The sequence below is a fragment of the Cupriavidus mimosae genome, assembly GCF_023952485.1.
Taxonomy (GTDB): Bacteria; Pseudomonadota; Gammaproteobacteria; order Burkholderiales; family Burkholderiaceae; genus Cupriavidus; species Cupriavidus taiwanensis_C.
Genome location: NZ_JALHRY010000004.1, coordinates 1 through 23,129 on the forward strand (window position 1 = coordinate 1; position 23,129 = coordinate 23,129).

At 68.2% G+C, this 23,129-nt stretch carries 22 protein-coding genes; 10 read left to right on the forward strand and 12 right to left on the reverse strand.

All coding sequences use genetic code 11. The annotated features are described in order from the left end of the window. Positions 1 to 351: 351 nt before the first annotated feature. On the reverse strand, positions 352 to 1,407 hold the full coding sequence (locus MKD50_RS08645; protein ID WP_115700080.1) for a cyclase family protein: 1,056 nt from the start codon (positions 1,405 to 1,407) through the stop codon (positions 352 to 354). 375 nt (positions 1,408 to 1,782) lie between these two features. On the opposite strand from MKD50_RS08645, the gene garD reads away from it, so the two are divergent. Then, positions 1,783 to 3,348, forward strand: a complete 1,566-nt coding sequence (gene garD, locus MKD50_RS08650) for a galactarate dehydratase (protein WP_252666889.1) — start codon at positions 1,783 to 1,785, stop codon at positions 3,346 to 3,348. A gap of 8 nt (positions 3,349 to 3,356) precedes the next feature. Here garD and MKD50_RS08655 read toward each other — a convergent pair whose 3' ends face one another. Together MKD50_RS08655 and MKD50_RS08660 are read right to left on the reverse strand one after the other, a co-directional pair. Further along, positions 3,357 to 3,590, reverse strand: a complete 234-nt coding sequence (locus MKD50_RS08655; protein ID WP_252666890.1) for a DUF3820 family protein — start codon at positions 3,588 to 3,590, stop codon at positions 3,357 to 3,359. A 58-nt stretch (positions 3,591 to 3,648) separates the two neighbouring features. Next, positions 3,649 to 4,584, reverse strand: a complete 936-nt coding sequence (locus MKD50_RS08660) for a LysR substrate-binding domain-containing protein (protein WP_252666891.1) — start codon at positions 4,582 to 4,584, stop codon at positions 3,649 to 3,651. Between the two features lie 100 nt (positions 4,585 to 4,684). Here MKD50_RS08660 and MKD50_RS08665 point away from each other — a divergent pair, with 100 nt between their 5' ends. Both MKD50_RS08665 and MKD50_RS08670 read left to right on the forward strand, forming a co-directional pair. Next, a complete protein-coding gene (locus MKD50_RS08665; RefSeq protein WP_252666892.1) occupies positions 4,685 to 5,872 on the forward strand; it encodes a CaiB/BaiF CoA transferase family protein in 1,188 nt (395 codons plus the stop codon). Next, on the forward strand, positions 5,865 to 7,004 hold the full coding sequence (locus tag MKD50_RS08670; protein WP_252666893.1) for an acyl-CoA dehydrogenase family protein: 1,140 nt from the start codon (positions 5,865 to 5,867) through the stop codon (positions 7,002 to 7,004). Before MKD50_RS08665 ends, MKD50_RS08670 begins: the two co-directional genes overlap by 8 nt. A gap of 27 nt (positions 7,005 to 7,031) precedes the next feature. On the opposite strand, the gene MKD50_RS08675 is transcribed toward MKD50_RS08670, so the two are convergent. The 8 genes from MKD50_RS08675 to MKD50_RS08710 all read right to left on the reverse strand — a co-directional run bounded on the left by MKD50_RS08675 (position 7,032) and on the right by MKD50_RS08710 (position 14,675). Next, the gene (locus tag MKD50_RS08675) at positions 7,032 to 7,739 is read right to left on the reverse strand and encodes a ProQ/FinO family protein (protein ID WP_115700086.1); all 708 of its coding nucleotides are present in this window, start codon (positions 7,737 to 7,739) and stop codon (positions 7,032 to 7,034) included. 99 nt (positions 7,740 to 7,838) lie between these two features. Beyond that, on the reverse strand, positions 7,839 to 8,183 hold the full coding sequence (locus MKD50_RS08680) for a hypothetical protein (protein ID WP_240071935.1): 345 nt from the start codon (positions 8,181 to 8,183) through the stop codon (positions 7,839 to 7,841). Positions 8,184 to 8,277: 94 nt separating this feature from the next. Beyond that, positions 8,278 to 9,153: an ABC transporter permease subunit gene (locus tag MKD50_RS08685; protein ID WP_115683281.1), complete on the reverse strand. Its 876-nt coding sequence runs from the start codon at positions 9,151 to 9,153 to the stop codon at positions 8,278 to 8,280. A 10-nt stretch (positions 9,154 to 9,163) separates the two neighbouring features. Further along, the gene (locus MKD50_RS08690; RefSeq protein WP_062804169.1) at positions 9,164 to 9,940 is read right to left on the reverse strand and encodes a taurine ABC transporter ATP-binding protein; all 777 of its coding nucleotides are present in this window, start codon (positions 9,938 to 9,940) and stop codon (positions 9,164 to 9,166) included. An 83-nt stretch (positions 9,941 to 10,023) separates the two neighbouring features. Then, positions 10,024 to 11,022, reverse strand: coding sequence for a taurine ABC transporter substrate-binding protein (gene tauA / locus MKD50_RS08695; RefSeq protein ID WP_115700090.1), 999 nt, complete (start codon positions 11,020 to 11,022; stop codon positions 10,024 to 10,026). Between the two features lie 248 nt (positions 11,023 to 11,270). Beyond that, positions 11,271 to 12,251: an ABC transporter substrate-binding protein gene (locus MKD50_RS08700; RefSeq protein ID WP_115700091.1), complete on the reverse strand. Its 981-nt coding sequence runs from the start codon at positions 12,249 to 12,251 to the stop codon at positions 11,271 to 11,273. A 120-nt stretch (positions 12,252 to 12,371) separates the two neighbouring features. After that, positions 12,372 to 13,778, reverse strand: coding sequence for a hypothetical protein (locus tag MKD50_RS08705; protein WP_252666894.1), 1,407 nt, complete (start codon positions 13,776 to 13,778; stop codon positions 12,372 to 12,374). A 318-nt stretch (positions 13,779 to 14,096) separates the two neighbouring features. After that, positions 14,097 to 14,675, reverse strand: a complete 579-nt coding sequence (locus MKD50_RS08710) for a hypothetical protein (protein WP_115700093.1) — start codon at positions 14,673 to 14,675, stop codon at positions 14,097 to 14,099. A gap of 135 nt (positions 14,676 to 14,810) precedes the next feature. Here MKD50_RS08710 and MKD50_RS08715 point away from each other — a divergent pair, with 135 nt between their 5' ends. From MKD50_RS08715 to MKD50_RS08740, 6 genes are read left to right on the forward strand one after another with little or no spacing between them, the layout of a single operon-like run. Beyond that, positions 14,811 to 16,055, forward strand: a complete 1,245-nt coding sequence (locus MKD50_RS08715; protein ID WP_252666895.1) for a CaiB/BaiF CoA transferase family protein — start codon at positions 14,811 to 14,813, stop codon at positions 16,053 to 16,055. Further along, on the forward strand, positions 16,048 to 16,815 hold the full coding sequence (locus tag MKD50_RS08720) for an enoyl-CoA hydratase/isomerase family protein (protein ID WP_252666896.1): 768 nt from the start codon (positions 16,048 to 16,050) through the stop codon (positions 16,813 to 16,815). The genes MKD50_RS08715 and MKD50_RS08720 overlap by 8 nt, the downstream gene beginning before the upstream one ends. 16 nt (positions 16,816 to 16,831) lie before the next feature. Continuing rightward, a complete protein-coding gene (locus MKD50_RS08725) occupies positions 16,832 to 18,622 on the forward strand; it encodes an acyclic terpene utilization AtuA family protein (RefSeq protein WP_252666897.1) in 1,791 nt (596 codons plus the stop codon). Continuing rightward, positions 18,619 to 19,446: a GntR family transcriptional regulator gene (locus MKD50_RS08730; protein WP_252666898.1), complete on the forward strand. Its 828-nt coding sequence runs from the start codon at positions 18,619 to 18,621 to the stop codon at positions 19,444 to 19,446. The genes MKD50_RS08725 and MKD50_RS08730 overlap by 4 nt, the downstream gene beginning before the upstream one ends. Before the next feature lie 14 nt (positions 19,447 to 19,460). Beyond that, positions 19,461 to 20,222, forward strand: coding sequence for a cupin domain-containing protein (locus MKD50_RS08735; protein ID WP_115700098.1), 762 nt, complete (start codon positions 19,461 to 19,463; stop codon positions 20,220 to 20,222). Positions 20,223 to 20,281: 59 nt separating this feature from the next. Next, the gene (locus MKD50_RS08740) at positions 20,282 to 21,271 is read left to right on the forward strand and encodes a Bug family tripartite tricarboxylate transporter substrate binding protein (protein WP_252666899.1); all 990 of its coding nucleotides are present in this window, start codon (positions 20,282 to 20,284) and stop codon (positions 21,269 to 21,271) included. Positions 21,272 to 21,304: 33 nt separating this feature from the next. Here MKD50_RS08740 and MKD50_RS08745 read toward each other — a convergent pair whose 3' ends face one another. After that, the gene (locus MKD50_RS08745) at positions 21,305 to 22,570 is read right to left on the reverse strand and encodes an MFS transporter (RefSeq protein WP_240071941.1); all 1,266 of its coding nucleotides are present in this window, start codon (positions 22,568 to 22,570) and stop codon (positions 21,305 to 21,307) included. Positions 22,571 to 22,675: 105 nt separating this feature from the next. On the opposite strand from MKD50_RS08745, the gene MKD50_RS08750 reads away from it, so the two are divergent. After that, positions 22,676 to 23,122 carry a winged helix-turn-helix transcriptional regulator gene (locus tag MKD50_RS08750; protein ID WP_115700101.1) on the forward strand — a complete coding sequence of 149 codons (447 nt, stop codon included), beginning with the start codon at positions 22,676 to 22,678 and terminating at the stop codon, positions 23,120 to 23,122. The last annotated feature ends 7 nt before the right edge of the window (positions 23,123 to 23,129 follow it).

Genomic DNA, 23,129 nt, shown 5'->3' on the forward strand with positions numbered 1-23,129 from the left:
ACGCCCCATGCCCGTGACCGCAATCGAGCCTGCGCAGCAGCCGCAGGCGTCCCCGCGATACGGCCGGCAGCAGGCTGCCTACACCCTCATTGGGATTGTCCAATAGTGGGTGATCGCAGGCACCGCCCCTGACTCACATAGCGTAGCAGGGCCGAACGGGCACCCACGCCCAAACGGAAAGCACCGCCGCCCGAGCCACCAACACCGTGAAATTGATTGCCAGCCGCACAGGCGACGCGTTTTTTGGTTACTTTTTGGCGCTCGGCCAAAAAGTGACTCGCCGGCTACGCCGGCGAAACAGCCGCGCCCGCCAAGAGCGATCCCAGCCCAAAATGCCGAAGATGGGCACCCTTACACCGTAGCAACCGGCGTAACCGGCGACCCAACCGCCCCGGGCAACCGCAACGGCGGCGCCGTCAACTGAAACCGCGTCCGCCGATTCCCCCTCAGCCAGTCCGCCAGCTCCCGCAAATACCACAGCTCTCCCAATGGCAACCCCAGCTTGAACAGGCAATGGTGATGCAGCGGCAGCAACGGATGGTGCGATTCGCCGTCGGGTGCCGGGCGGGCAGGGTAGCGCTCCACCGCATAGTTATCGGCGATCAGCGCCGCGATGCCAGCATCGGTGATCCAGTTCAGCAGCTTGTCATCACGCCCGTCGAGCGCGCAGCAACTGTGATGCAGCACGGCCTCGTCCGGCTCGCGCTGCATCGACAGCACCACTTCGGCAAAGCCGGTGCGCAGCAACAGCATGTCGCCGCGTTCGACTTCCACCGCGGTGGCCTCCATTGCGCGCATCAGGTCGTCGTAGCCGACGTTGCGGAAGTCCATGCCGAAGACATGCGCCAGGTCCACCAGCACGCCGCGTCCCTGCATGCCCTTGACCGCGAAGTTCTCGATGCCGAGCGCGTGCGCCGCGCTGTGGTCGTGGCCGCACGGGTGCGCCGCGAAGTTGTCGTCCTCGGCATAGTCGACCGGGCCGACGATATGCTCGTTGGCGCGGTAGCCGTTGTAGTAGACCCGCTCGGCGCGGCCATCGCCGTCGGCGTCGAAGAGCGCGCCCACATGCGCCAGCGCGTCCCATTGGGTGCTGTACTGCAGGCACATCAGCACCTGGTCGTCGCTGATGACATCGGTCGCGGCAGGGTCCATCTTTGCCAGCGGGAAGTTGGTGTACGGCGCGTCGTCGCGGAAGGTCGGCCGCAGCACTGGCGGATGACGGCGCGGATTGAGCTTGTTGCCGCCGGGGTAGTCCAGCGGCAGCGACAGGCAGAAGCTCAGGCCGGCCTGCACCTCGCGCGCGCCCTTGATGACCTGCTCGGGCCCGATCAGGTTGATGCGGCCAAGCTGGTCGTCGGGGCCGAAGTCTCCCCAGTTGGAACCTTGCGGACGTTGCTTCCAGCGCATGAGTCATGCCTCCTTTCGTGTATCTGGCCGTGCTGAACGACCAGCGATGCGGAATGGAATGGGGCGCCGGACCATACGTTGCGCATGTCCGGCGCGTCGATATCGTCGGTCTCGGCTGCATGAAACCGGTTGCACTCTTATAGGCGATGTCGGCGGTGGCGGTCATTTTGCAGTGCAGCAGAAGCCCCTCGCGCCCGATGTTTAGTTACGCCTTTTTATATGTTGTCGTACAACATGGAGATCATGTGAAGCGGTCTTCGCCCCGCAATGCTACGTGTTCAGGGATAACCCCCAACCAAAACGGGGTCGAGTCAGATAAAATGTTGTCAGACAACGTAACACATGCCCTGAAGGGATTTCGGGGCCGGAGAGAACATGGCAGCAGCACCTACCGTGGCCCCGCAGGCGGCGCGCCCCCTCTACATTGCGATGCACGGCGCTGACAACGTCGCCATCGTCGCCAATGACGGCGGCCTGCCGGCAGGCACCACGTTCCCGTGCGGCCTGGTGCTGGCCGAAGCCGTCCCGCAAGGCCACAAGGTCGCGCTGGCCGACCTGCGCGAAGGCGACGCGGTGATCCGCTACAACGTGGTGATCGGCTACGCGCTCAAGTACCTGCCGCGCGGCAGCTGGGTCAATGAGCGCGTGATCCGCATGCCGGACGCGCCCGGGCTTGAGGACCTGCCGGTGGGCACGCGCGTGACGCCGCTGCCGCCGCTGGAGGGCTATACCTTCGAGGGCTATCGCAATGCCGACGGCTCGGTCGGCACCCGCAACATCCTGGGCATTACGACCACGGTGCAGTGCGTCGAGGGCGTGGTCGAGTTCGCGGTGCGACGCATCAAGGAAGAACTGCTGCCGAAGTACCCCAACGTCGACGACGTGGTCGGCCTGGAGCACACCTATGGCTGCGGCGTGGCCATCGACGCGCCCGACGCCGGCATCCCCATCCGCACCATCCGCAATATCGCGCTGAACCCCAACTTCGGCGGCGAGGTGATGATCGTCAGCCTGGGCTGCGAAAAGCTGCAGCCGGCGCGCCTGATCGGCGCCGGCACCATTCCGATCCAGAAAGCGGGCGAGCCCGACGTGGTCTGCCTGCAGGACGAGCAGCATGTGGGCTTTGCCTCGATGATCGAATCGATCATGGCCACGGCGGAAAAGCATCTCGCGCGCCTGAACGCGCGCCGGCGCGAGACCTGCCCGGCGTCGGACCTGGTAGTGGGGGTCCAGTGCGGCGGCAGCGATGCGTTCTCCGGCGTCACCGCCAACCCGGCGGTGGGTTTTGCCACCGACCTGCTGGTGCGCGCCGGCGCCACGGTGATGTTCTCCGAAGTGACCGAGGTGCGCGACGGCATCGACCAGCTCACCGCACGCGCCGCCACGCCCGAGGTGGCCGAGGCGCTGGTGCGCCAGATGGCCTGGTATGACCGCTACCTGGAGCGAGGCCAGGTCGATCGCAGCGCCAACACCACGCCGGGCAACAAGAAGGGTGGCCTGTCCAACATCGTCGAAAAGGCGATGGGCTCGATCGTCAAGTCCGGTACCGGGCCGATCCACGGCGTCAGCGGCCCGGGGGAAAAAGTCACGCAGAAAGGCCTGATCTACGCCGCCACGCCCGCCGGCGACTTTGTCTGCGGCACGCTGCAACTTGCCGCCGGCATGAACCTGCACGTGTTCACCACCGGGCGCGGTACGCCATACGGCCTGGCCGAAGTGCCGGTGATCAAGGTCTCCACCCGCAATGACCTGGCGCGGCGCTGGCACGACCTGATGGACATCAACGCCGGCCGCATCGCCACCGGCGAAGCCACCATCGAGGAAGTGGGCTGGGAGCTGTTCCACACGCTGCTGGCCGTGGCCAGCGGCAAGAAGTCATGGGCGGAGCATTGGCAGATCCGCAATGCGCTGGTGTTGTTCAATCCGGCGCCGGTGACTTGAGGCTGGATTCATTTGGGCGATGCGTGGCCCCGCAACGGCTTCAGCAAATACGCCAGCCCGTTGTGATCCAGTTCATGCATCAGCGCCAGCAGCGCGCCGATCTGCCCCGGCGGAAAACCTTCGCGCGCGAACCAGTTCAGGTAATTGCCAGGCAGGTCGGCGATCAGCGTGCCTTTGTGCTTGCCAAAGGGCATGGTGACGGTGACCAGGCGTTTCAGGGCGTCGGCGTCGAAGTCGGTCATGGGAGCAAGCCAGGCGGAAAGCGCCACGCTACCACAGTGGCGCTGGCGATAACGGAACTCAGGTAGCGCGTGGGCGCGCGTGGGCTGATGCCGCGGTTGCCTCCGCCACGGCGGCGCGCACGCATTCGGCCAGCAATTCCGACGCACGGGACCGCGTGGCGCGCGCCGCGCGGGCGATCACCAGCGGCTGGCGCACGGTCTCTTCGCGTATCGGTTTTTCCACCACGGCGGCGATCTGCGATGACGCAGGTGCCTGCGTGATCAGCAGCGCCACGCCCAGGCCGTTGGCCACCATGCCGCGCGCCAGCTCCAGCGAAGTGGCGCGGTAGCGCACTTCGGGCTGCAGCCCGTATTGCCAGAACGGCGCCATCAGGAATTCGCGGCTGTGCGGCAGGTCGATCAGGATCAGCGGCTCCTGCGCCAGGTCGTGCAGCGAGATGCTGCCACGGCGCCGGGCCAGCCGCGATCCGGCGGGCACCAGGCCGTAGGGCCGCAGCTCGGCCAGCCGTTCGCGCTCGAGGTCCTCGGGCATGCCGACGTCGTAGCTCAGCGCCAGTTCGATCTGCCCGCCATGCAGCCAGTCTTCCAGCTGGGCCAGGTCGCCCTCGACAAAGCGCACCGCCAGGTTCGGATAACGCTCGCGCGCCATGCGCAGCACCACCGGCAGGTAGACCGGCGCCAGCGTGCGGAACACCCCGATCTGCACTTCGCCGGCCGCGCCGTCGCCGCGCTTGTCGACTTCAAACGCCGTGGCCACGCCCAGGATGTGGCGCGCTTCCGCCAGCTTGCGCGCGCCGAAGCGGGTCAGGGTCATGCGCGCGCCGGCGTCGCGGGCGAACAGGGCTTCCTCGAACAGGGTCTCCAGCTCGCGGATGGCCACGGAGATGGACGGCTGCGACACGTTCAGCAGCCGCGCCGCCGCCGTGGTGCTGCCGGTTTCCGCAGTCGCGGCGAAGTAGCGCAACCGCCGCAGCGAGATGCGGGAGACAGGCATCAGGAAATCCTATAGGTGCTAGTCGAATTCCATATTTTACTTGATAGCTTGCGCTGCGCAGAATCGAGCCACTGAAACGCAAGCCATCAAGGAGCAAGCCTTGGACCCTTCCAGCGATTCCAACCATTCCGACCTGCCGCTGGCCGGCATCCGCGTGATCGACTTTTCGCGGGTGCTGGCCGGCCCTTACTGCACGGCGCTGCTGGGCGACCTCGGCGCCGAGGTGATCAAGGTCGAGCCGCCAGGCGGCGACGACTACCGCGCCGTCGGGCCCTTCGTCGATGGCAGGAGCGGGTTGTTCTCGGCGATGAACCGCAACAAGCAGAGCATCGTCATCGACCTGAAGACCGCAGCGGGGCTGGAACTGGCGCGCACGCTGTGCGAGCGCGCCGACGTGGTGGTGGAGAATTTCCGCCCTGGCGTGGCGGACAAGCTCGGCATCGGCTACGAGGCGCTGCGGGCCCTGAATCCGTCGCTGGTCTACGCCAGCGTGTCGGGCTTCGGCCAGACCGGGCCGGAATCGCACCGGCCGGCCTACGACATCATCCTGCAGGCGATGTGCGGGCTGATGGATGCCACCGGCGCGCCGGACGGCGCGCCGACCATGCTGGGCGAGGCGGTCTCCGATGCGGTCAGCGGGCTCTTTGCCTCATGGGGCGTGCTGGCCGCGCTGCTGGCGCGCGCAAAGAGCGGGCGCGGCACGCATGTCGATGTGTCGATGTTCGACGCCACGCTCAGCCTGAGTGCGACGCTGGTGGCGCGCTATGCCGCCACCGGGCGGGCGCCGCAACGGGTGGGCAACCGCCATCCCTCGTCCGCGCCGTTTGGCGTGTACCGCGCCGCGGATGGCTTCTACGTAGTGGCGGTGCTCAACAACAAGCTGTTCCACACGCTGGCCGAGACCATCGGCTGCCCGGAGATGGCGCATGACCCGCGCTTTGCCGATGATGAATCGCGCTGCCGCTTCGAGCCCGCGCTGCGCGCGGGCCTGGAAGCATGGTCGTCAGGCCGCTCCGTCGCCGAGGTGAACCGCCTGCTGGGCGCGGCGGGCATTCCGGTCGCGCCGATCCGCAATGTCAGGCAGGCGCTGGAGAGCGAACAGGCCATCCATCGCGGCTTGCTGACCGAAGTGGCCGGGCCGGATGGAAGCACCGTGCGGCTGCCGTCGCAGCCGGTGAAGTTCTCGGGCTATGGCCCCAACCGTGTCACGCCCGCGCCTGAGTTGGGGCAGCACACCGAGGCCATCCTGGCCGCGCACGATTTCAGCAAGGAGACACAACATGCGTAAACGTTTGGGCGTCGAGCCGGGCGACCTGGAAATCGCCGATGCCATCGGCCGCTTCGCGCAGAGCGAACTGGCGCCAAAGGCGGCCGAAGTGGACCGCGCGGAAACGTCCACCACGCGCTATGTGCCGCAACTGGCCGAACTCGGCCTGATGGGGATGAACCTGCCGGAACGCTGGGGCGGCACGGAAACATCGCCGGTGGCGCTGATCCTGTCGCTGGTGGAGGTTGCCAAGGCCTGCGCGTCGACGTCATCGATGCTTGGCGCACACTACCTGGCCACCGATTCCATCCTGATCGGCGGCGACGACAGCCAGCGTGCACGCTATCTGCCCGATGCGGCGGCCGGCACGCGGCTGGGCGCCTTCGCGCTGACCGAGCCGCGCGCCGGGTCCAACCCGGCCGACATGGCCACGCGCGCCATGCCGGAAGGCGATGGCTACCGGCTGCGCGGGGTCAAGCACTTTATCTCCAACGCCGAGGCGGCGGACTTTATCGTGGTCTATGCCAAGACCGACCCGGCCGCGGGCACGCGCGGCATCAGCGCCTTCGTGGTGGACCGCCGCAGCGACGGCGTGCAGGTGGCGCCAGCGGAGAAACTGATGGGCATCCACGGCGCCCCGGCCCATGAGGTGGCGCTCGACTGCTTCGTGCCCGCCGCCAACCGGCTCGGGCCGGAGGGCACGGGATTCCGCACCGCGATGAAGGTGCTCGACAACAGCCGGCTCGACGTCGCTGCCACCAGCCTGGGCATTGCCGAGGCGGCGCTGGCCTGCGCCGTGGACTGGGCCCGGCAGCGCCAGGTGGGCGGCGAACCGCTGGCGCGCAAGCAGGGCCTGCAATGGATGTTCGCGGATATGCGCACGCGGCTGGAGGCGGCCTGGCTGCTGACGCTGCAGGCCGCGGCGCGGCGCCGCGACGGCGAGCCCTTTACCGAGCAGGCTTCGATGGCCAAGCTCTATGCCTCGGAAATGGTGGGGTTCGTCACCGATGCCGCGCTGCAGATCCACGGCGGCTACGGCTTCACGCGCGAAATGCCGCTGGAGCGGCTGGTGCGCGATGCGCGCATCCTGCGCATCTACGAGGGCTCGTCGGAAATCCAGCGGACGGTGATCGCGCGCGCGGTGCTGGGGTAGGCGCCGCCGGACGGCCGGCGGCGCGGATCAGGGCGTATCCGGGGTATCAGGCGTCGCCGGCGTCGCCGGCTCCTGTGCCTCGGCAGACGCCTCGGCTGACTCCGCAGCGGCCGCAGCGGCAGGCGCTGCAGCGGCTGCAGGCGCTGCAGCCTTGGCCTTCTGGCGCGCGGCGCCGGCGCGGCGCGCCTTCAGTTGCTGGGCGCGCTTGGCATCCGCCAGGGTGACCACGCCGGCCTCGTTGCCGTCCAGGTCCAGCCGCTTGGCGCCTTCCACCATGCATGACCAGTAGCGCGCGCCGCTGCACCAGGTGCGGATCGCCTCGCGCAGCTCGGCCTCGTCCAGGCCTAGCTTTGTCGCATGCTGGGTCAGGTCTTCGAAGGTGCCGATCTTCAGCGGCACCTTGGGAGCCGGGTTCTTGGGGAAAGCCTTGGGGAAGTGCTTTTGCAGCCGGGCAATGGAATGCACCACCGGATCGACCTGCTTGGCCGGCGCCGCGGCAGGCGCCGCGCGGCGGCCCCTGGCGCCTGCCGTGTCCGCACCGGCGCCGGTACGCTCGCCGTCACGGGGGCGCTTCGGCGCGCCCTTGGATGCGCCCTTGGACGCCTCGCCGGTTGTGCCGCTGGTCGTGCCGCTGGCCGCGCCTTTGCGCGGGCCCTTGCGCTCGCCCTTCCTGGATTCCGCGGCCGCCTTCTTGGCGAGTTGGTCCCTGAGTGCTGCCAGTTGTTCGAAGCCCATGATGTCTGCCGTTGTGTGAACCGGGATTGTATCAAGGCCGGGCAGCTGGCATACCCCGCGGCATCGGGTGGCTTGCGCGGCGGGCCAGGCACACGGCGCCTATGGCCTGGCCCGGGCCTGAGCCGCGAAGGTCCGCCACTCCCGGAACACGGCATCCAGGCAGGCGGCCGTGTCGCAACGATCACGCTTGTTCCGGAACGCGGCGATGTCTGCGTCGGTGATGGCGCCCGCCTTGAGCAGCCGTTGCTGGTCGGCGTAAATACGCTGATAGCCCATGGAAAACAGCGCGGATTCGCAGACCAGCCGCTGCGCGTGGGTGGCGACGGCCGGTCTGGCGGACGGGTCGCAATCGATATCGGTGGCGCGGGCGCTGCCCAGGCAGGTCATGCCGGCTACGGCCACGCACAGGCGGGCGAGGGAGGAGAGGGAAGGGCAGCGGTTCATGGCGGGCTTGCAGGAGTCGCCGGGCCACGCCCGGCGAGGTGCCCGCCATGTTACCGCGCAACCGGCCCGCGGGCTTGCCCCGGGGCCGCCGGCATCACATCCTGCCCTTCCAGGGCACCAGCCACTTGGCCAGCTTGCGCATCAGCAGGTCGAACACGTAGGCGATCAGCCCGATCAGCACGATGCCCATGATCACCACGTCGGTGCGCAGGAAGTTTGATGCATTGAGCACCATCTGGCCCAGCCCGGCCGTGGCCGCGACCATCTCGGCGGCGACCAGCGTGGTCCAGCCAAAGCCGATGGCGATGCGCATGCCGGTCAGGATATCGGGCAGCGCCGCCGGGATTACCACATGGCGCACCACCTGCCACGGGCTCGCGCCCATCGAATAGGCGGCGTTGATCTGCTCGATCGTGACCGAGCGCACCCCCGCCTGCGCCGACATCGCCAGCGGTGCGAAGCAGGCCAGGAAGATCAGCAGCACCTTGGAGGTCTCGTCGATGCCGAACCAGATCACGATCAGCGGCAGGTAGGCCAGCGGCGGCAGCGGGCGGTAGAACTCGATCGGCGGATCGAAGATGCCGCGGGCGATGCGCGACACGCCCATCATCACGCCGATCGGCACCGCGGTGGCGACCGCCAGCGCGAAGGCGCCGAACACGCGCAGCATGCTCGCGGCAAAATGCTCGGTCAGCGGCTGGCCGCCCTGCAGGTTGCCCTGCCAGGCATCGATAAAGGCGGTGAAGATCGACTCGGGCGTGGGCAGGAACAGCGGCGGCAGCCAGCGCAGGTGGCTGGCCAGCCACCACAGCGCCAGCAGCAGCACCACGGTGATGGTGGAAATGCGCGAGCTTGACCCTTCGCCGGGCAGGCGGTAGCCCGACACGGTCTTCATGGGGCGGCTTGGTGCGGCCGCGGACGCCGCGGGGGCATGCGGCGGCGGCTCGATGCGTTGGACGGTAGCGGACATCTGCTTCTCCTCAGGCGGTGGCATGGATCAGGTCGACGATCTCTTCGCGGTAGCGGATGAACTCCGGGTCGGACTTGACTGCGCGGGCGTCGCCGCATTCAATGAAGCGGCGCGCGAACGGCAGTTCATAGGTATGGGCGATGCGCCCGGGCGAGGGCGTCATCACGATCAGCCGCGTGGCCAGGAACAGCGCCTCTTCCACGCTGTGCGTGATGAAGAAGACGATCTTCTGCTCGCGCGCCCACAGCTTCAGGATCAGCGCCTGGATCGACTCGCGCGTGAGCGCGTCGAGCGCGCCCAGCGGCTCGTCCATCAGCATCACCGCCGGATCGCAGGCGAGCGCGCGGGCTATGCCAACGCGCTGCTGCATGCCGCCCGAGAGCTGGTAGACCGGCTTGGCGGCGACGCTTTCCAGCCCGACCGCGGCGAGTTTTTCATGGGCGATGCGCAGCCGCTCGGCACGGTTGACGCCTCGCAGGCGCAGGCCCAGCGCAACGTTGTCCTCGACGCTGAGCCATGGCATCAACGCATGCTTCTGAAACACCACGCCGCGCTCGGCGCCGGGGCCGTGCACGGGCTTGCCGCTCAGCCGGATCTCGCCCTCCGACGGCTCCATGAAGCCTGCAATGCACGACAGCAGGGTGGTCTTGCCGCAGCCCGAGGCACCCAGCGCGACCACGAAATCGCCGCGCTCCATGGTGAGGTTGACCTGCGACAGTGCCAGCGTCTTCGCGCCGCCGGCCGTGCCGTAGTTGACACTGACATTATCGATTTCGAGTTGGTACATGATGGGCTTCCGCAACAGGATCTACGGGACCGCCGCATGAAAGCAGGGGAGCGGCGGCCAGCTTCAGCGACTGGGGGGCGTGGTCAGCGCAGCGCCCGCTTTGCCCATTCCGCGTTGACGCCGGGGCCATAGTCCGGCAGCACGGTCTGGATGGTGCCCTGCTCCTTGAGGAACTGCGCCGCCGACTGCAGCGCGCGCGCCGCGCCGCCGCCGAGCCAGCGTTCGGAGACCTGCTCCTGCAGCGTGGGGAAGCTGTACAGCGCCATGCTGGCCGGCACGGTCTCGGGCTTGGCGCCGGAGACCTTGGCCACGGCCTTCACCATGGGCGAGTCGGCGGTCCACGTCGCCTTGTTCTTGCGGTAGTTTTCATCCGCCGCGGCCAGCACGCGCACCAGCTTGACCATGAACTCGGGGTTCTCGCGCGCGAACTTCTTGTTGGCGATCATGCCGTCGAAGGTCGCCTTGCCGGTGTCGGCGGCGATCTGTCCCGAGGTGGTCAGCACCGTGCCGGACTGCTTGAGCTTGGCCAGCACCGGGTCCCAGATAAAGGTGGCGTCGATATCGCCGCGTTCCCAGGCGGCGGCCACCTCGGGCGGGCGCATATTGACGATGCGCACGTCTTTCGGATTGATCTTCGCGCGCTCCAGCGCGACCAGCGTGTGGTAGTGCGTGGTCGACACGAACGGCACGCCGATGCGCTTGCCCTTCAGGTCCGCGACGCTGGCGATCTTGCTGCCGTTGCGCGCGACCATGGCTTCGGCCGCGTTGATATCGTCCAGAATCCAGAACAGCTCGACATCCAGTCCTTGCGACAGTGCCGAGGCGATTGGCGAGGTGCCGGCTTCGCCGATGGCGATCTGGCCCGAGGCCATGGCGCGGATCACATCGCCGCCGCCCCCGAACTGCCGGAACGAGACCGTGTAGCCGGTCTGCTTTTCCAGCTCCTTCATGTCCTGCGCATAGCGCCAGGGTACGACCATGTCCTGGTAAGCAATCACTACATTCTTGCTTTGGGCATGTGCGGTCGGCACCAGCGCCGCCGCCAGCGCGAAATACATCGCAATCTGCTTGATCCACCGCATGGTTGTGCTCCTCGGATGAGAAATGGGTTTGGGGGTCACGGCTTTATAGGTGAGCCCGATTCCGGGCCTATAGGACCAGTTGCCGGGATTCGGTGGGACCAGAACCGGCCGCGCGCGCGCAGGCCGCGCCGGGCCGCGGGGAGCGGTGGCGCGGGGCTGCGTCAATCATGGAATTCCTGTACCGGCCGCGGCCGGCGCCGGGGATTCGTCGGCGCCGCTTGCGCGGTCAACGTGCCGGGCCAGCGCGTTCAGGCGCTCAGGGAGAACCCGGAGTCGAAGGTCTGGCGCACATCGAGCCGCTGCCGGAGCAGGCCGGATTTCAGGTAGAAGTCCGCGGTGCGCTGCTGCTCGGCGATCAGCCCGGCGTCGATGCTGCGCCACTGCGTGCGGCGCCGCTCGAACTGCAGCCGCGCTGCCTGCGGCGAGATGCCGATGATGCGGGCCAGCGTCGCCGAGAATTCCGGCACATGCTGGTAGGACCATTGCTGCGCGCGCACCACGCGGTGCAGGAAGTCCTGCAGCACCGCGCGCTTGTTTGCCAGCGCGGCGTCGGTCGCGGCCAGGTAGCTGAGGCCGGACCACAGCCCGCGGCCGTTGACCAGCACCCGCGCGTGCTGGCTGGTTTCGGCCATCGCGGTATAGGGCTCCCACGTGGCCCAGGCATCGATCGAGCCGCTGCTCAGCGCCAGCTTGGCATCCGCGGGCGGCAGGAAGCGCAGGTTGGCGTCCTCCGGTTTCAGTCCGGCCGATTCCAGCGCCTTGAGCGCGATCAGGTGCCCGATCGAGCCGCGGTTGGTGCCGATGCTCTTGCCTTTCAGGTCGACCGCCTGCCGCAGTGGCGAGTCGGGCCGCACCAGCACCGCGGTGCCGTAGGGGTCAGAGCGGTTTGCGCCGATCAGCCGGATGCGCGTGCCGGCGGCCAGCGCGAAGATGGCCGGCGCATCGCCGATCGGGCCGCTGTCGACCGCGCCCGCGTTGAGCGCCTCGGCCAGCGGTGCCGCGGCGGGGAACTCGGTCCACTGGATCTCGTAGGCCAGGCCCTCGAGCGCGTTGGCGGATTCCAGCAGGGCGCGCAGGCCGCCTTTCTGGTCGCCGGCCTTCAGCACCTGGCGTCCCTGCGCGTGGGCGGGGCCGGCAGCGAAGGTGGTGATGCCGAGGATTGGGCCGGAGGCAAGCGCGGCCGTGGCGGCGGCGCCGCGGCGCAGGAACTGGCGTCGGGAAGCGGTCATGGTGTGCGGGGCGTTCGATGTCAGAACCCCCGAACGTACGCGGACCGCGCCCCTGCACCAACGAATAAATCCGCGCTTCGATATGCGTGGTACGCGGCGGTCAGCGCCGCCACCGATCGCTCAGTCGAGTCCGGTGGACTCGGCCGGATCCCGTTGCGAACGGATGTCTTCCGGACTGAGCAGGATATAGCCCAGCGACTTGAGCAGCTGCACGGCCTCCAGTTCGGCGTCGAGATACACCGGGCGTTCCGGGGTGCGCGCGCGCTGCGCTAGCGGCCACGGGGCGCTGCCGTGCGCGGCCAATGGCGCCAGTGGCGCCGAGTCCTGCAGCCAGCGCGCGGTCAGGATGCGGCAGTGCTCCAGGTTGGGTTTCCACGATACGTCGACGGCCGCATTGAACCGGCCGGTGCACAGGCGCAGCCGCTTCATCGCTTTCAGCCAGCCGACGAAGGCCTCGGGCTCGGCCGGCTGGTAGCCGCGCAGCAGGGTCGCGAGATAGTCCTGCGCGGTGCCGCCGTCCAGCGCCGGGTCGTCGTCGAGCAAGGCAATTTCAAGCGCCACGTGCTTGCGGCCGTCGTGGTCATAGATGGCGCATTCGCTATCGACCACGCCTTCGCGCAGCAGCTCGCACAAGAGCGCCCAGGCCCTGGGGTTCTTGTCGAGCCGGTTCTCCAGCGTGGGGTCGATGCGGGCGAGCAGTTCCGGCATGGCGCGCATCTCGCCGGACTGGGCTGCTGCCGCAAACGCCATCGCGTTGGCGGAAGGCTTGTCCCCGTGTGCAATCCGTTGCAGCGAGGCATCCTTGAGTTCGCCGATTTCCGCGGCGGTGTCCACCGCGTGCATCCACGCATAGTCTTCCAGGCTGGCGCACAGCTTGCGCGCGGCCCGCGCCAGCTGGCCGGCCAGCGACTGGACAAAACTGGTGCACAGCGCGCAGCGGCATTCGAGCCGGCCCGCGTGCAGGAAGCCGGCATAGAGCCGCTCCTGGTGTCCGCAATGCGCGCATTCGAGCGAAAAGCCGCCCTGGCGCACCGGCCGCTGCGATGCCAGCAAACCATCGACCTGATACTGCGCCCGGCCGCCGCAGCATGGGCACAGCCATTGCAGCTTGTGCGCGCCGTCGCGCGCGGCGGCGGCGCGCTCGAACTGGCGCGCGATGGCGCTGCGCGGGATGCCCTGGGCGCGCCCGACCACATCGGCGCAATAGCCCCAGTAGCAATACGAGTGGGCCAGCGCGGCCTGGTCCGCGGATAGCTGCCGCAATGCCGGCAGCACGGCCGGGCTGCGGCGGATCTCGGGCGCGAGGGCGTCGATCAGCTCCGGCCCGCCCGGCATCGCGGCGTCGAGGGCGGCGCGGCTTTGCTCCAGGAAATCGGGCACGTAGACCCGACGGATGAAATCCTCGTTCTCCAGCCAGAACAGGTGGCCCGGAAGCGCTTCCAGTGCCTCGATGCCGTCCCTGACTTCTGTCATGCCGGCGCAGGCGAGAAACGTGAACGGCTTACTAAACAGGAATTGGTCTGTCATGTTGTCGTCAACGGCGCATCCCGCCCACGAGCCCCCACATGCTCGTGTGCGATCGATCCACCCCGTGACTCAGGCCAAGGCAAAAGCAGGGAGGCGCCAGCCGCTGCGCTTCCCGCTTGTGGGGACTTGCCCCTTCTTGTTTTCAGTGCATGTGATGCTGCGCGGGTTCTCTTTTTCGTTGCCGCACTGGACAGCATAGGCGAGACGGCGCCTTCCATACAAAGGAATCATCCAGCGCATCAAAGTTGTGCAGTGATGATTTCGACGCCCGGGAGCGCCTGGCGACGCGGCTCTGCAGGTCCGCGCCGCGACCCTGCGCTACAGCGGCGCAGGCTGTGGCGGGGCCGCAGGCTTCCTGCCGCCGCCGCTGTAGGAGAAGTACCTGGCCTTGGCGCCCCTGGCCCAGTAAGCCACGGTGAAGTGCTTGCCGTCGCGCCCGTAGAGCAACTCCAGGCTGCCATTGGCGGCACTCCATTCGGCATAGCCGTTCTCCGCCGCGCCTTCGGTCTTGCGCACGGGGACATAGCGTTCGTCAAGCTTCCTGCGCACCTCTTCCATGGCAGGGCGCTCGAAGGTCATGGTGACCAGCGCCACCGCATCCTGCGCATCGCAGTTCAGCACCACGCGCGACAGGCCGTTCAGATGGAAGCGCTCGAGGTGCTTCAATTCCACCATATCGCCGCCGGCCCATTCGGAGGTGCCGGTTTTGGCATGGTTCTGCGGTGGCGACAGGCGCGAGCACTTGGCCTTGCCCAGTTCCAGGCCCAGCGGTGCCGCGGTATTGCCGGCCGGCTCGGGCTGGGCTGCGGTGGTTGCGGCGTGGACGGAAACGGAGGCCAGCAGTGCGGCGCAGGCCAGCGTGAACGGTTTGATGTTGAGGCGGGAAAGGGCTTTCACGGTCTTGAGATAGGTTGCCAGCGGGGATTCTACGGCTTTCTTGCCGCCGAAACGCCGTGGCGCCCGCTTGCGTCCCTGATCTTCTTTCGCATATAGTTCTATACATAGAACTATAGAAACAAGACAGGAGCGACGATGGAGACAAGCACTGGAGCGCTGGCTGGCGTCAGGGTCGTGGATATCACGGCGGTATTCATGGGGCCCTCGGCCACGCAGATGCTGGGTGACCTGGGCGCGGACGTGATCAAGGTGGAGCCGCCCGCAGGCGACAGCACCCGCGGCATCGGGCCCGGTGGCAATGACAAGATGGGGCCGCTGTTCCTGGGGCTGAACCGCAACAAGCGCAGCATCGTGCTGGACCTGAAGTCGCCGCAGGGGCGCGAAGCGTTGTTGCGGCTGGTCGAGAGCGCGGACGTGCTCGCCTACAACGTGCGGCCGCAGGCCATGCAGCGCCTGGGACTGGACTACGAGACGCTGGCGCAGGTCAATCCGCGGCTGCTCTATGTCGGCATGTTCGGCTTTTCGCAGCGCGGGCGCTATGCCCCCCAGGCGGCCTTCGATGACCTGATCCAGGCCGCCACCGGCTTGCCGGAGGCAGTCGCCCTGGGCACCGGCGACATGCCGCGCTATCTGCCGCTGACCATCGCGGACCGTTCCGTGGGCCTCTATGCCTTCGGCGTGATCTGCGCCGCGCTCTATGCGCGCGAGCGCACCGGCCGCGGCCAGCGCGTCGATGTGCCGATGTTCGAAACCATGGTGCCCTACGTCTTGGGCGACCATCTCTATGGCGAGACCTTCGTGCCGGCCAGGGGCGGATTCGGCTATCCGCGGCTGCTGTCCCCCGAGCGCCGGCCTTACCGGACGCTGGACGGCCATGTCTGCTGCCTGATCTACCACGACCACCACTGGCGCGCGTTCCTGAAGGTCATCGGCAAGCCCGAGCTGTACGACAGCGATCCCCGCTTTGCCGACATGACCACCCGGACCGCCCACATTACCGAGCTCTATGCCATGGTCAGCGACGAACTGGCCAGGCGCTCCACCGAGGAATGGCGGATGCTGCTGAAGGAGGCCGATATCCCGGTGTTTCCAATGCACACCTTTGCCTCGCTGCTCGATGACCCGCACCTGAACGACATTGGCTTCTTCAATGAAGCCGACCATCCGGCGGTGGGCCGCATCCGCGAAATGGCCGTGCCCAGCGAATGGCACGGTACCCCGCCGGCGCAGCGTCGCCATGCGCCCTCCCTCGGCGAGCATAGCCGCGAGGTGCTGCGCGAAGCCGGCTACAGCGAAGCCGATATCGACGGCCTGATGGCGTGCGGCGCATCTTGCGAAGCGCGCCCGTCACCGGCACAAGCGGGAGCGGAGCATGCATGAAGAACTGTTGAGCGAAGTCCGTAGCGCTGTGCTGTGGCTGACCATCAACCGGCCCGAGCGCCGCAACGCCATCAATGCGGCGGTGCTGGACGGGCTGCACGCAGGCATCGAGCGTGCCAATGATGACCCCGGCATTCGCGCCGTGGTCATCACCGGCGCGGGCGACCAGGCCTTTTGCGCGGGCGCCGACCTGCACAGCGGCAAGGCCTTTGCTTTCGACTACGCGGAGCCGGGCCAGCGGCTGGCCGACCTGCTGCGCCGCGCGCGGCGCTCCAATGTGCCGCTGGTTGCGCGCGTCAATGGCGCGTGCATGGCCGGCGGCATGGGCCTGATGGCCATGTGCGACCTGGCGGTCGCCAGCGATCGCGCGGTGTTCGGCCTGCCCGAGGTCAAGGTGGGCGTCTTCCCGGCGCAGGTGCTGAGCGTGCTGCAGCACCTGGTGCCGCGGCGCGTGCTCAATGAACTTTGCCTGTGTGGCGAGCCGCTGTCCGCGCAGGACGCGCTGGCGGCCGGACTGGTCAACCATGTCAGCGCGGACCTCGACGGCAAGCTCGACTGGCTGCTGCGCCGGCTGATGGACAAATCGCCCGCGGCGATCCGGCGCGGCCTTTACACGCTCAAACACATCGAGGCCATGCCGTTCGAGCAGTCGATGGCATTCACGGAAAGCCAGATCGGCCTGTTCGCCATGACCGAGGACGCGCGCGAGGGACAGCTCGCCTTCCGCGAAAAACGCAAGCCGAACTGGACTGGCAAGTAAGCAAGGAGAATGGACCATGCATGACAAGACCGTCCGCATCGGCGGTGCCTCCGGCTTCTGGGGGGACAGCAGCGTGGGCGCGCCGCAACTGGTGCGCCATGGGGACATCGATTACCTGGTGTTCGACTACCTGGCCGAGCTGACTATGTCAGTGCTGGCCGCGGCGCGGCTGCGCAAGCCGGAACTTGGCTATGCCACCGACTTCGTCACGGTGACGATGAAGAGCCTGCTGCGCGACATCGTGGCGCGCAATATCCGCGTTGTCAGCAACGCCGGCGGCATCAATCCGCAAGGCTGCGCGCAGGCGCTGGCGGCAATCGCCGCCGAGCAGGGCATCGACGTGCGCATCGCCGTGGTCGAGGGCGACGATGTCATGCCGTTGCTGCCGTCGCTGCGCCAGGCGGGCATTGCGGACCTGCAGAAGGGCATGCCACTGCCGGACCAGCTGGTCAGCGCCAATGCCTATCTTGGCGCGCTGCCGGTCCGCCAGGCGCTGGACCAGGGCGCGCAGATCGTCATTACCGGGCGCTGCGTGGACAGCGCCGTGACCCTGGGCGTGTTGATGCACGAGTTCGGCTGGCAGGCGGACGACTATGACCGGCTCGCGCAGGGCAGCCTGGCCGGCCATATCATCGAATGCGGCTGCCAGGCGACTGGCGGGCTGCATACCGACTGGGAGCAAGTGCCCGACTGGCCGAACATCGGCTATCCGGTGCTCGAGTGCAGGGCGGACGGCAGCTTCCTGGTGGGCAAGCCGCCGGCCACCGGTGGGCTGGTCAGTACCGCCACGGTGGGCGAGCAGGTGCTGTATGAGATCGGCGACCCCGCGGCCTACCTGCTGCCCGATGTGACCTGCGATTTCACGCAGGTGGCGCTGCGCCGGGCCGGGCCGAACCTGGTCGAAGTGCGCGGCGCGCGGGGGCGGGCCCCGGGGCCCTGCTACAAGGTCAGCGCCACCTACCTGGACGGGTTCCGGTGCAATGCCCAGTTAACCATCGTCGGGATCGATGCCGTGGCCAAGGCAGAGCGCACGGCCGAAGCAATCCTCGCCCGCACGCGCCGGCTCTTCGCGGAAAACGGCTGGGGCGACTACACCCGGAGCCGGGTCGAAGTCCTCGGCGCCGAATCCTGTTTCGGGCCGCATGCGGCCACGCGCCATACCCGCGAGGCCATCATGCGGCTGGCGGTCATGCATGCCGAGAAGGCGGCGCTGGAGCTGTTCGCGCGCGAGATCGCGGCAGCCGGCACCAGCTGGGCGCCGGGCACCACGGGATCGGGCGGCGGACGCGCCAGTCCATCGCCGTCGATCCGGCAATACGCATTCCTGCTGGACAAGGCCGCGTTGGCCCCCACAGTGGTGATGGATGGCGTGCGCACCGCCGTCGCCAGTCCCGCCGCGCGCATGCCGGAAGAGGATGCCGTGCCGGCAGCGGCGCAAGCGCCGGCTGCCAGCGCCGGGCCGGCCCGCGGCGACTGCATCGAGGTGCCGCTGATCCGGCTGGCCTACGGGCGCAGCGGCGACAAGGGCGATATCTCCAATATCGGCCTGATGGCACGCCGGCCGGAGTACCTGCCCGTGCTGCGCGCCGAAGTCACCGCCTGCCGGGTGGCGGACTGGCTGGGCCACCTGGTGAAGGGCAGCGTTGCACGCTACGACTTGCCGGGCTTTGACGCGATGAACTTCGTTTGCGAATCCGCGCTTGACGGCGGCGGCATGGCATCGCTGCGCAATGACTCGCTGGGCAAGGGAATGGCGCAGATCCTGCTGACCATGCCTGTGCGCGTACCGCGGAGCCTGCTGCCATGACGCGCGCCACGCAAAAAATAGCGGCCAACGACGGCGTTGCACTGAGCGACGACAATGCCGGCGGCGTGACCCGCTACCGCCAGCTGGCCAGCGTGCTGCGCCACAAGATCGTCTCGGGCGAGTATCCGGTCGGGCACCAGTTGCCTACGGTGGAGCATCTTGCGCACACCTATGGCATTGCCAAGGTCACGGTAAGGCAGGCCTATGCGCTGCTGACCGAGGAAGGGCTGATCAGCAGCCAGCGCGGGCGGGGTACCCACGTCATCATGGCGCCGTCAGGCCCCGGCGAGGGCATGCGCTCGGCGATCAATGATGTCTCGGTCGGCGCCGGCGATCTCGAGATCCGCATCCTGGAAAAGCGCAAGGGTGTGAGCCTGGCACCCGGGCTTGCCACTTGCGGCGTGTTGATGGACCGCTACGTGATGCTGCGCAAGCTGCATGTGCATGACGGTGTGCCGTTCTGCCTGATCGATCTGTATGTGGCGGAACCGGTGTTCGCCAGCTTTCCGCGCGGCGCCGAGAATCACCACAAGATCGCCCACCTGTTGCGGCAGCAGCTGGGCGACCGCCTTGGCATGATGCGCCAGACCATGACCGTGGAACCGGCCGATGCCATGCTGGCGCGCGCGCTGGACTACGCCTTCGCGGCACCGGTGGCGCGCATGGTCCGCACCACGCTGGATGTCGATGGCAACGTGCTGACGGCAGGCCGCTTCTGGTATCGCGGCGACCGCTTCATCCTGGACGTGGAAATGCCAGCCCAGCTGACCGAGCGCTACCCCGAACTGGCCATCCCCAAGGCCGCCGCCCGCGAAGAAGACTAGCAAGGAGACCAGCCATGACATCGCCATTCGTACGGCGCGCGGCCGATGTGCCCGCGTATTCCCCGGCGAACCATACCGGCACCGCCAACCAGCGCGTCATTGGCAGGGAGACCGTCGGCGCGCGGCGCGTCGAAGTGCTGCTGGGCACGATCGCTCGCGGCCACGGCGCCTTGCCCCATGCGCATCCGAACCTGGAGCAGGCGTCGTACCTGCTGCAGGGCGAGGGCCTTGGGGAGAGCGCGGGCCGCTCGCACCTCCTGCGTGCGGGAGACTGGAGCTTTAACCCGATGGGGGTATTCCACCGCTTCGAAGTGGTCAGCGAAGCGCCGGTGCAGGTCATGGTGGTCTACGCGCCGCCATACAGCGAAAACCCCGACGCCGCCATGGTGGCCGATGGCGCGGACGACCCGCGCTGCCGCGCCCACGCGGACACCGTGTGCGAGGTGCCGATGCACGCCGCGGCGCGCAGCCTGCCTCACTACCACGGAGCGCTTGCCCGGCCCGTTATCACGCGCGAGACGGTCAATGCGCGTCACCTGGATATTTGCCAGCTCGCCGTGCAAGCCTCTGGCGGTGCCGAAGCCCATACGGTGCCGGGCACCGAGCAGGTGCTGTTCCTGCAGTCGGGGTCGGTCAGCGGCGAGATCAACGGCCACGGCTTCACCGCGGATTCCGGCGACTGGGTCTTTGTGCCGGAGGACGGGCGTTTCAGCTTCGCCGCGCTGGCTGGCGGGTGCGAGGCCATCCTGGTGCGCGCGCACGACGCCTGCGGCTGACCCGGACCGCAGCCAGCGCACCAACCATCAATAGATGCCAAAGGCACGAGGAGACAACCATGATTCATCCATGCATGCGCAAAGCGGTGGCCAGCCTGCTGCTGCCACTGGCGGCGACAGCAACGATCGGGGCCGCGCGGGCCGCAGACCCCGGCCCGTACCCTGAGAAGGCGATCCGCGTGATCGTGCCGTTCCCGGCGGGCAGCGGCACCGACAGCAGCGCCCGCTTCATCGGCGAGCGCATCACTGCGCAGACCGGCAAGCCCGTCGTGGTCGACAACCGCCCGGGCGCCAACGGCTTCATTGCGGCCAAGGCGGCCGCCGGCGCGCCGGGCGACGGTTACACCATGCTGGTGACCACCAATACCACGCATGCCGCCAACGCGTCCTTGTTCAAGAAGCTTCCCTACGATCCGGTCAGGGATTTCGCGCCGGCATCGCTGATCGTCAAGAGCGGGCTGGTGCTGGTGGTGCCGTCCGACAGCCCGGTGCGCACGCTGGCGGACCTGACCGAGCTGGCGCGGGCCAGGCAAGGGGCCCTCACGTTTGCGAGCGGCAGTTCGTCCACCCGCATCGCCAGCGAGCTCTACAAGATGCTGGCCGGCGTGCAGGCGCTGCACGTGCCGTACAAGGGCGTGCCGCTGGCCCTCACCGACCTGATGGGACACCAGGTCGACTTCATGATCAGTGATGTATCGCCAGCCATGCCGTTGATCCAGGGTGGCAAGCTGCGCGCTGTCGCCGTGACCACCGCGCGCCGCAATCCGGTGCTGAAGGATGTGCCGACCATGGCCGAGAGCGGCCTGCCGGGCTATGAGATGGTGGCGTGGGCGGCAGCCTTCTTCCCGGCCGGGACGCCAAAGCCGGTGGTGGATCGCATGAGCGGCCTGATGCGCAACGGACTGACCGGTCCGGCTGCCGCCGAATACTTTGCCCGCAGCGGCGGCGAACCCTCGCCGTCAACGCCCGAGGAACTGGCGGCCTTCGTGCGCAGCGAAACCGTGAAATGGGCGAAGGTGATCAAGGCCGCGGGCATCAAGCCCGAGTGAACCGGCCGGGTGTTGCGCCCCCGCTGGCACTGGTCAGCAGCGCGCCGCCATCCATCGCCGCGTGCCGGCCCAGAACAACAGCGCCAGCAAGCTGACCCCCGCGCCCAGCATGCACACGCCGCGCCATCCCGCAACGTCATAGGTCGCCGTGGCGGCAAGCGCGCCCAGGCCGCTGCCGGTCGCATAGAAGAGCATGTACGCGCCGACCAGCCGGCTGTGCGCGGTGGCGTCGGCGCGGAAAATCATGCTCTGGTTGGTGACGTGGATGGCCTGGCCGCCCAGATCGAGCAGCACGATGCCCAGCGCCAGCGGCCACAACGAGGTGCCCAGCCATGACAGCGGCAGCCAGGCGGCCACCAGCAGCACCAGCGCCGCGCATGTGGTGCGCTGTCCGAGGCCCTGGTCGGCCCAGCGCCCCGCGCGCGCCGCGGCCAGCGCACCGGCCGCGCCGACCAGCCCGAAGGCGCCGATGGCGGTGTGCGACAGCTGGTAGGGCGGGGCGCTCAGCGGCAGCACCAGCGCGCTCCAGAAGATATTGAACGCGGCGAACATCAGCAGCGCGATCATGCCGCGGATCTGCAGGACCCGGTCGCGGCGCAGCAGCGCGAACATCGACCCCACCAGGCTGGCATAGCGCATCCGCTGTGCGGGGCCCGGCAGCAGCGGCAGAGAGCGCCACAGCAGCAAGGCCAGCACCAGCATGGCAGCGGCGGCGCAGACATAGACGCTGCGCCATCCAGCCAGGTCGCTGACGCCGCCGGCGACCACGCGCGCCAGCAGCAAGCCGGCAAACACGCCGCCCTGCGCGGTGCCGACCACGTGCCCGCGTTCCCGTGGCGCCGCCGCGGCGGCCGCATACGCGATCAGTCCCTGCGTCATGGCGGTGCCGAGCAGGCCGGTCAGCAGCATCCCCGCCAGCAGCACGGGGACCGATGGAGCCAGCGCCACCACGGCCAGCGCTCCGGCCAGCGCCAGCACCTGCGCCAGCATCAGGCGGCGGCGCGGCAGCAGGTCGCCGAGCGGCACCAGCAACAGCAGCGCCAGCGCGCAGCCGGCCTGGGTGGCAGTGACCACGCCGCCAATGGCGGCGGCGCCGATGTGGAAATCCGCCATCAGCGCGTCCAGCAGCGGCTGCGCGTAATAGACGTTGGCCACGCTCAGCCCGCTGGCGCAGGCGAACAGCAGCACCGCGGCGCGCGACAGCGGTGCGGGCAAGGCCGCGGGGCGAGCGGTGGGGATGGTGGGGACGGCGGGGACGGTGGGCGATGCCGTATCCGGTGCGCGCGAGCAGGTTTCCATATCGCGTCCAAGTGGTTGCAAATCAAAACCAGTTGAAGCGTAAGCCGGCTGGTTTTAAAATGCAACTACTTTGACAGCGGGCGATGCGCCCAAGGCTAGCCAGACATGGTCACCCGCAAGGACCCGAGCGAAGACACCTGCCCCGTGGCGCGCGCGCTGGCGCTGGTCGGCGACCGCTGGTCGCTGATGATCGTGCGCGATGCCTTTGACGGCATGCACCGCTTCAGCGACTTCCAGCGCAGCCTGGCGGTGGCGCGCAATATCCTGTCCGACCGTTTGCGCCGGCTGGTGGAAGCCGGCATCCTGGCGACGCGGCCGGCCTCGGATGGCAGTGCCTACCAGGAGTACGTGCTGACGGAAATGGGAGAGAGCCTGTTCCCCATCGTGGTGGCGTTGCGCCAGTGGGGGGAACACCACCTGTTCGCGCGCGGCGAGCGCCGCTCGCAACTGGTGGAAAAGCGCACCGGCAAGCCGGTGCCGCCGATGATGCCGCGCTCCGGCGACGGCAAGGCGCTGTCGCACGACGAGGCGGAGGTGCGCAAGCCGCGGTAGACGCGGG

What these genes read in the sequence shown, in the direction of transcription:
- MKD50_RS08645 (WP_115700080.1), bottom strand. Translation starts at nt 1,407, where the DNA reads ATGCGCTGGAAGCAACGTCCGCAAGGTTCCAACTGGGGAGACTTCGGC.
- garD (WP_252666889.1), top strand. Translation starts at nt 1,783, where the DNA reads ATGGCAGCAGCACCTACCGTGGCCCCGCAGGCGGCGCGCCCCCTCTAC.
- MKD50_RS08655 (WP_252666890.1), bottom strand. Translation starts at nt 3,590, where the DNA reads ATGACCGACTTCGACGCCGACGCCCTGAAACGCCTGGTCACCGTCACC.
- MKD50_RS08660 (WP_252666891.1), bottom strand. Translation starts at nt 4,584, where the DNA reads ATGCCTGTCTCCCGCATCTCGCTGCGGCGGTTGCGCTACTTCGCCGCG.
- MKD50_RS08670 (WP_252666893.1), top strand. Translation starts at nt 5,865, where the DNA reads ATGCGTAAACGTTTGGGCGTCGAGCCGGGCGACCTGGAAATCGCCGAT.
- MKD50_RS08675 (WP_115700086.1), bottom strand. Translation starts at nt 7,739, where the DNA reads ATGGGCTTCGAACAACTGGCAGCACTCAGGGACCAACTCGCCAAGAAG.
- MKD50_RS08680 (WP_240071935.1), bottom strand. Translation starts at nt 8,183, where the DNA reads ATGAACCGCTGCCCTTCCCTCTCCTCCCTCGCCCGCCTGTGCGTGGCC.
- MKD50_RS08685 (WP_115683281.1), bottom strand. Translation starts at nt 9,153, where the DNA reads ATGTCCGCTACCGTCCAACGCATCGAGCCGCCGCCGCATGCCCCCGCG.
- MKD50_RS08690 (WP_062804169.1), bottom strand. Translation starts at nt 9,940, where the DNA reads ATGTACCAACTCGAAATCGATAATGTCAGTGTCAACTACGGCACGGCC.
- tauA (WP_115700090.1), bottom strand. Translation starts at nt 11,022, where the DNA reads ATGCGGTGGATCAAGCAGATTGCGATGTATTTCGCGCTGGCGGCGGCG.
- MKD50_RS08700 (WP_115700091.1), bottom strand. Translation starts at nt 12,251, where the DNA reads ATGACCGCTTCCCGACGCCAGTTCCTGCGCCGCGGCGCCGCCGCCACG.
- MKD50_RS08705 (WP_252666894.1), bottom strand. Translation starts at nt 13,778, where the DNA reads ATGACAGACCAATTCCTGTTTAGTAAGCCGTTCACGTTTCTCGCCTGC.
- MKD50_RS08715 (WP_252666895.1), top strand. Translation starts at nt 14,811, where the DNA reads ATGGAGACAAGCACTGGAGCGCTGGCTGGCGTCAGGGTCGTGGATATC.
- MKD50_RS08720 (WP_252666896.1), top strand. Translation starts at nt 16,048, where the DNA reads ATGCATGAAGAACTGTTGAGCGAAGTCCGTAGCGCTGTGCTGTGGCTG.
- MKD50_RS08725 (WP_252666897.1), top strand. Translation starts at nt 16,832, where the DNA reads ATGCATGACAAGACCGTCCGCATCGGCGGTGCCTCCGGCTTCTGGGGG.
- MKD50_RS08730 (WP_252666898.1), top strand. Translation starts at nt 18,619, where the DNA reads ATGACGCGCGCCACGCAAAAAATAGCGGCCAACGACGGCGTTGCACTG.
- MKD50_RS08735 (WP_115700098.1), top strand. Translation starts at nt 19,461, where the DNA reads ATGACATCGCCATTCGTACGGCGCGCGGCCGATGTGCCCGCGTATTCC.
- MKD50_RS08740 (WP_252666899.1), top strand. Translation starts at nt 20,282, where the DNA reads ATGATTCATCCATGCATGCGCAAAGCGGTGGCCAGCCTGCTGCTGCCA.
- MKD50_RS08745 (WP_240071941.1), bottom strand. Translation starts at nt 22,570, where the DNA reads ATGGAAACCTGCTCGCGCGCACCGGATACGGCATCGCCCACCGTCCCC.
- MKD50_RS08750 (WP_115700101.1), top strand. Translation starts at nt 22,676, where the DNA reads ATGGTCACCCGCAAGGACCCGAGCGAAGACACCTGCCCCGTGGCGCGC.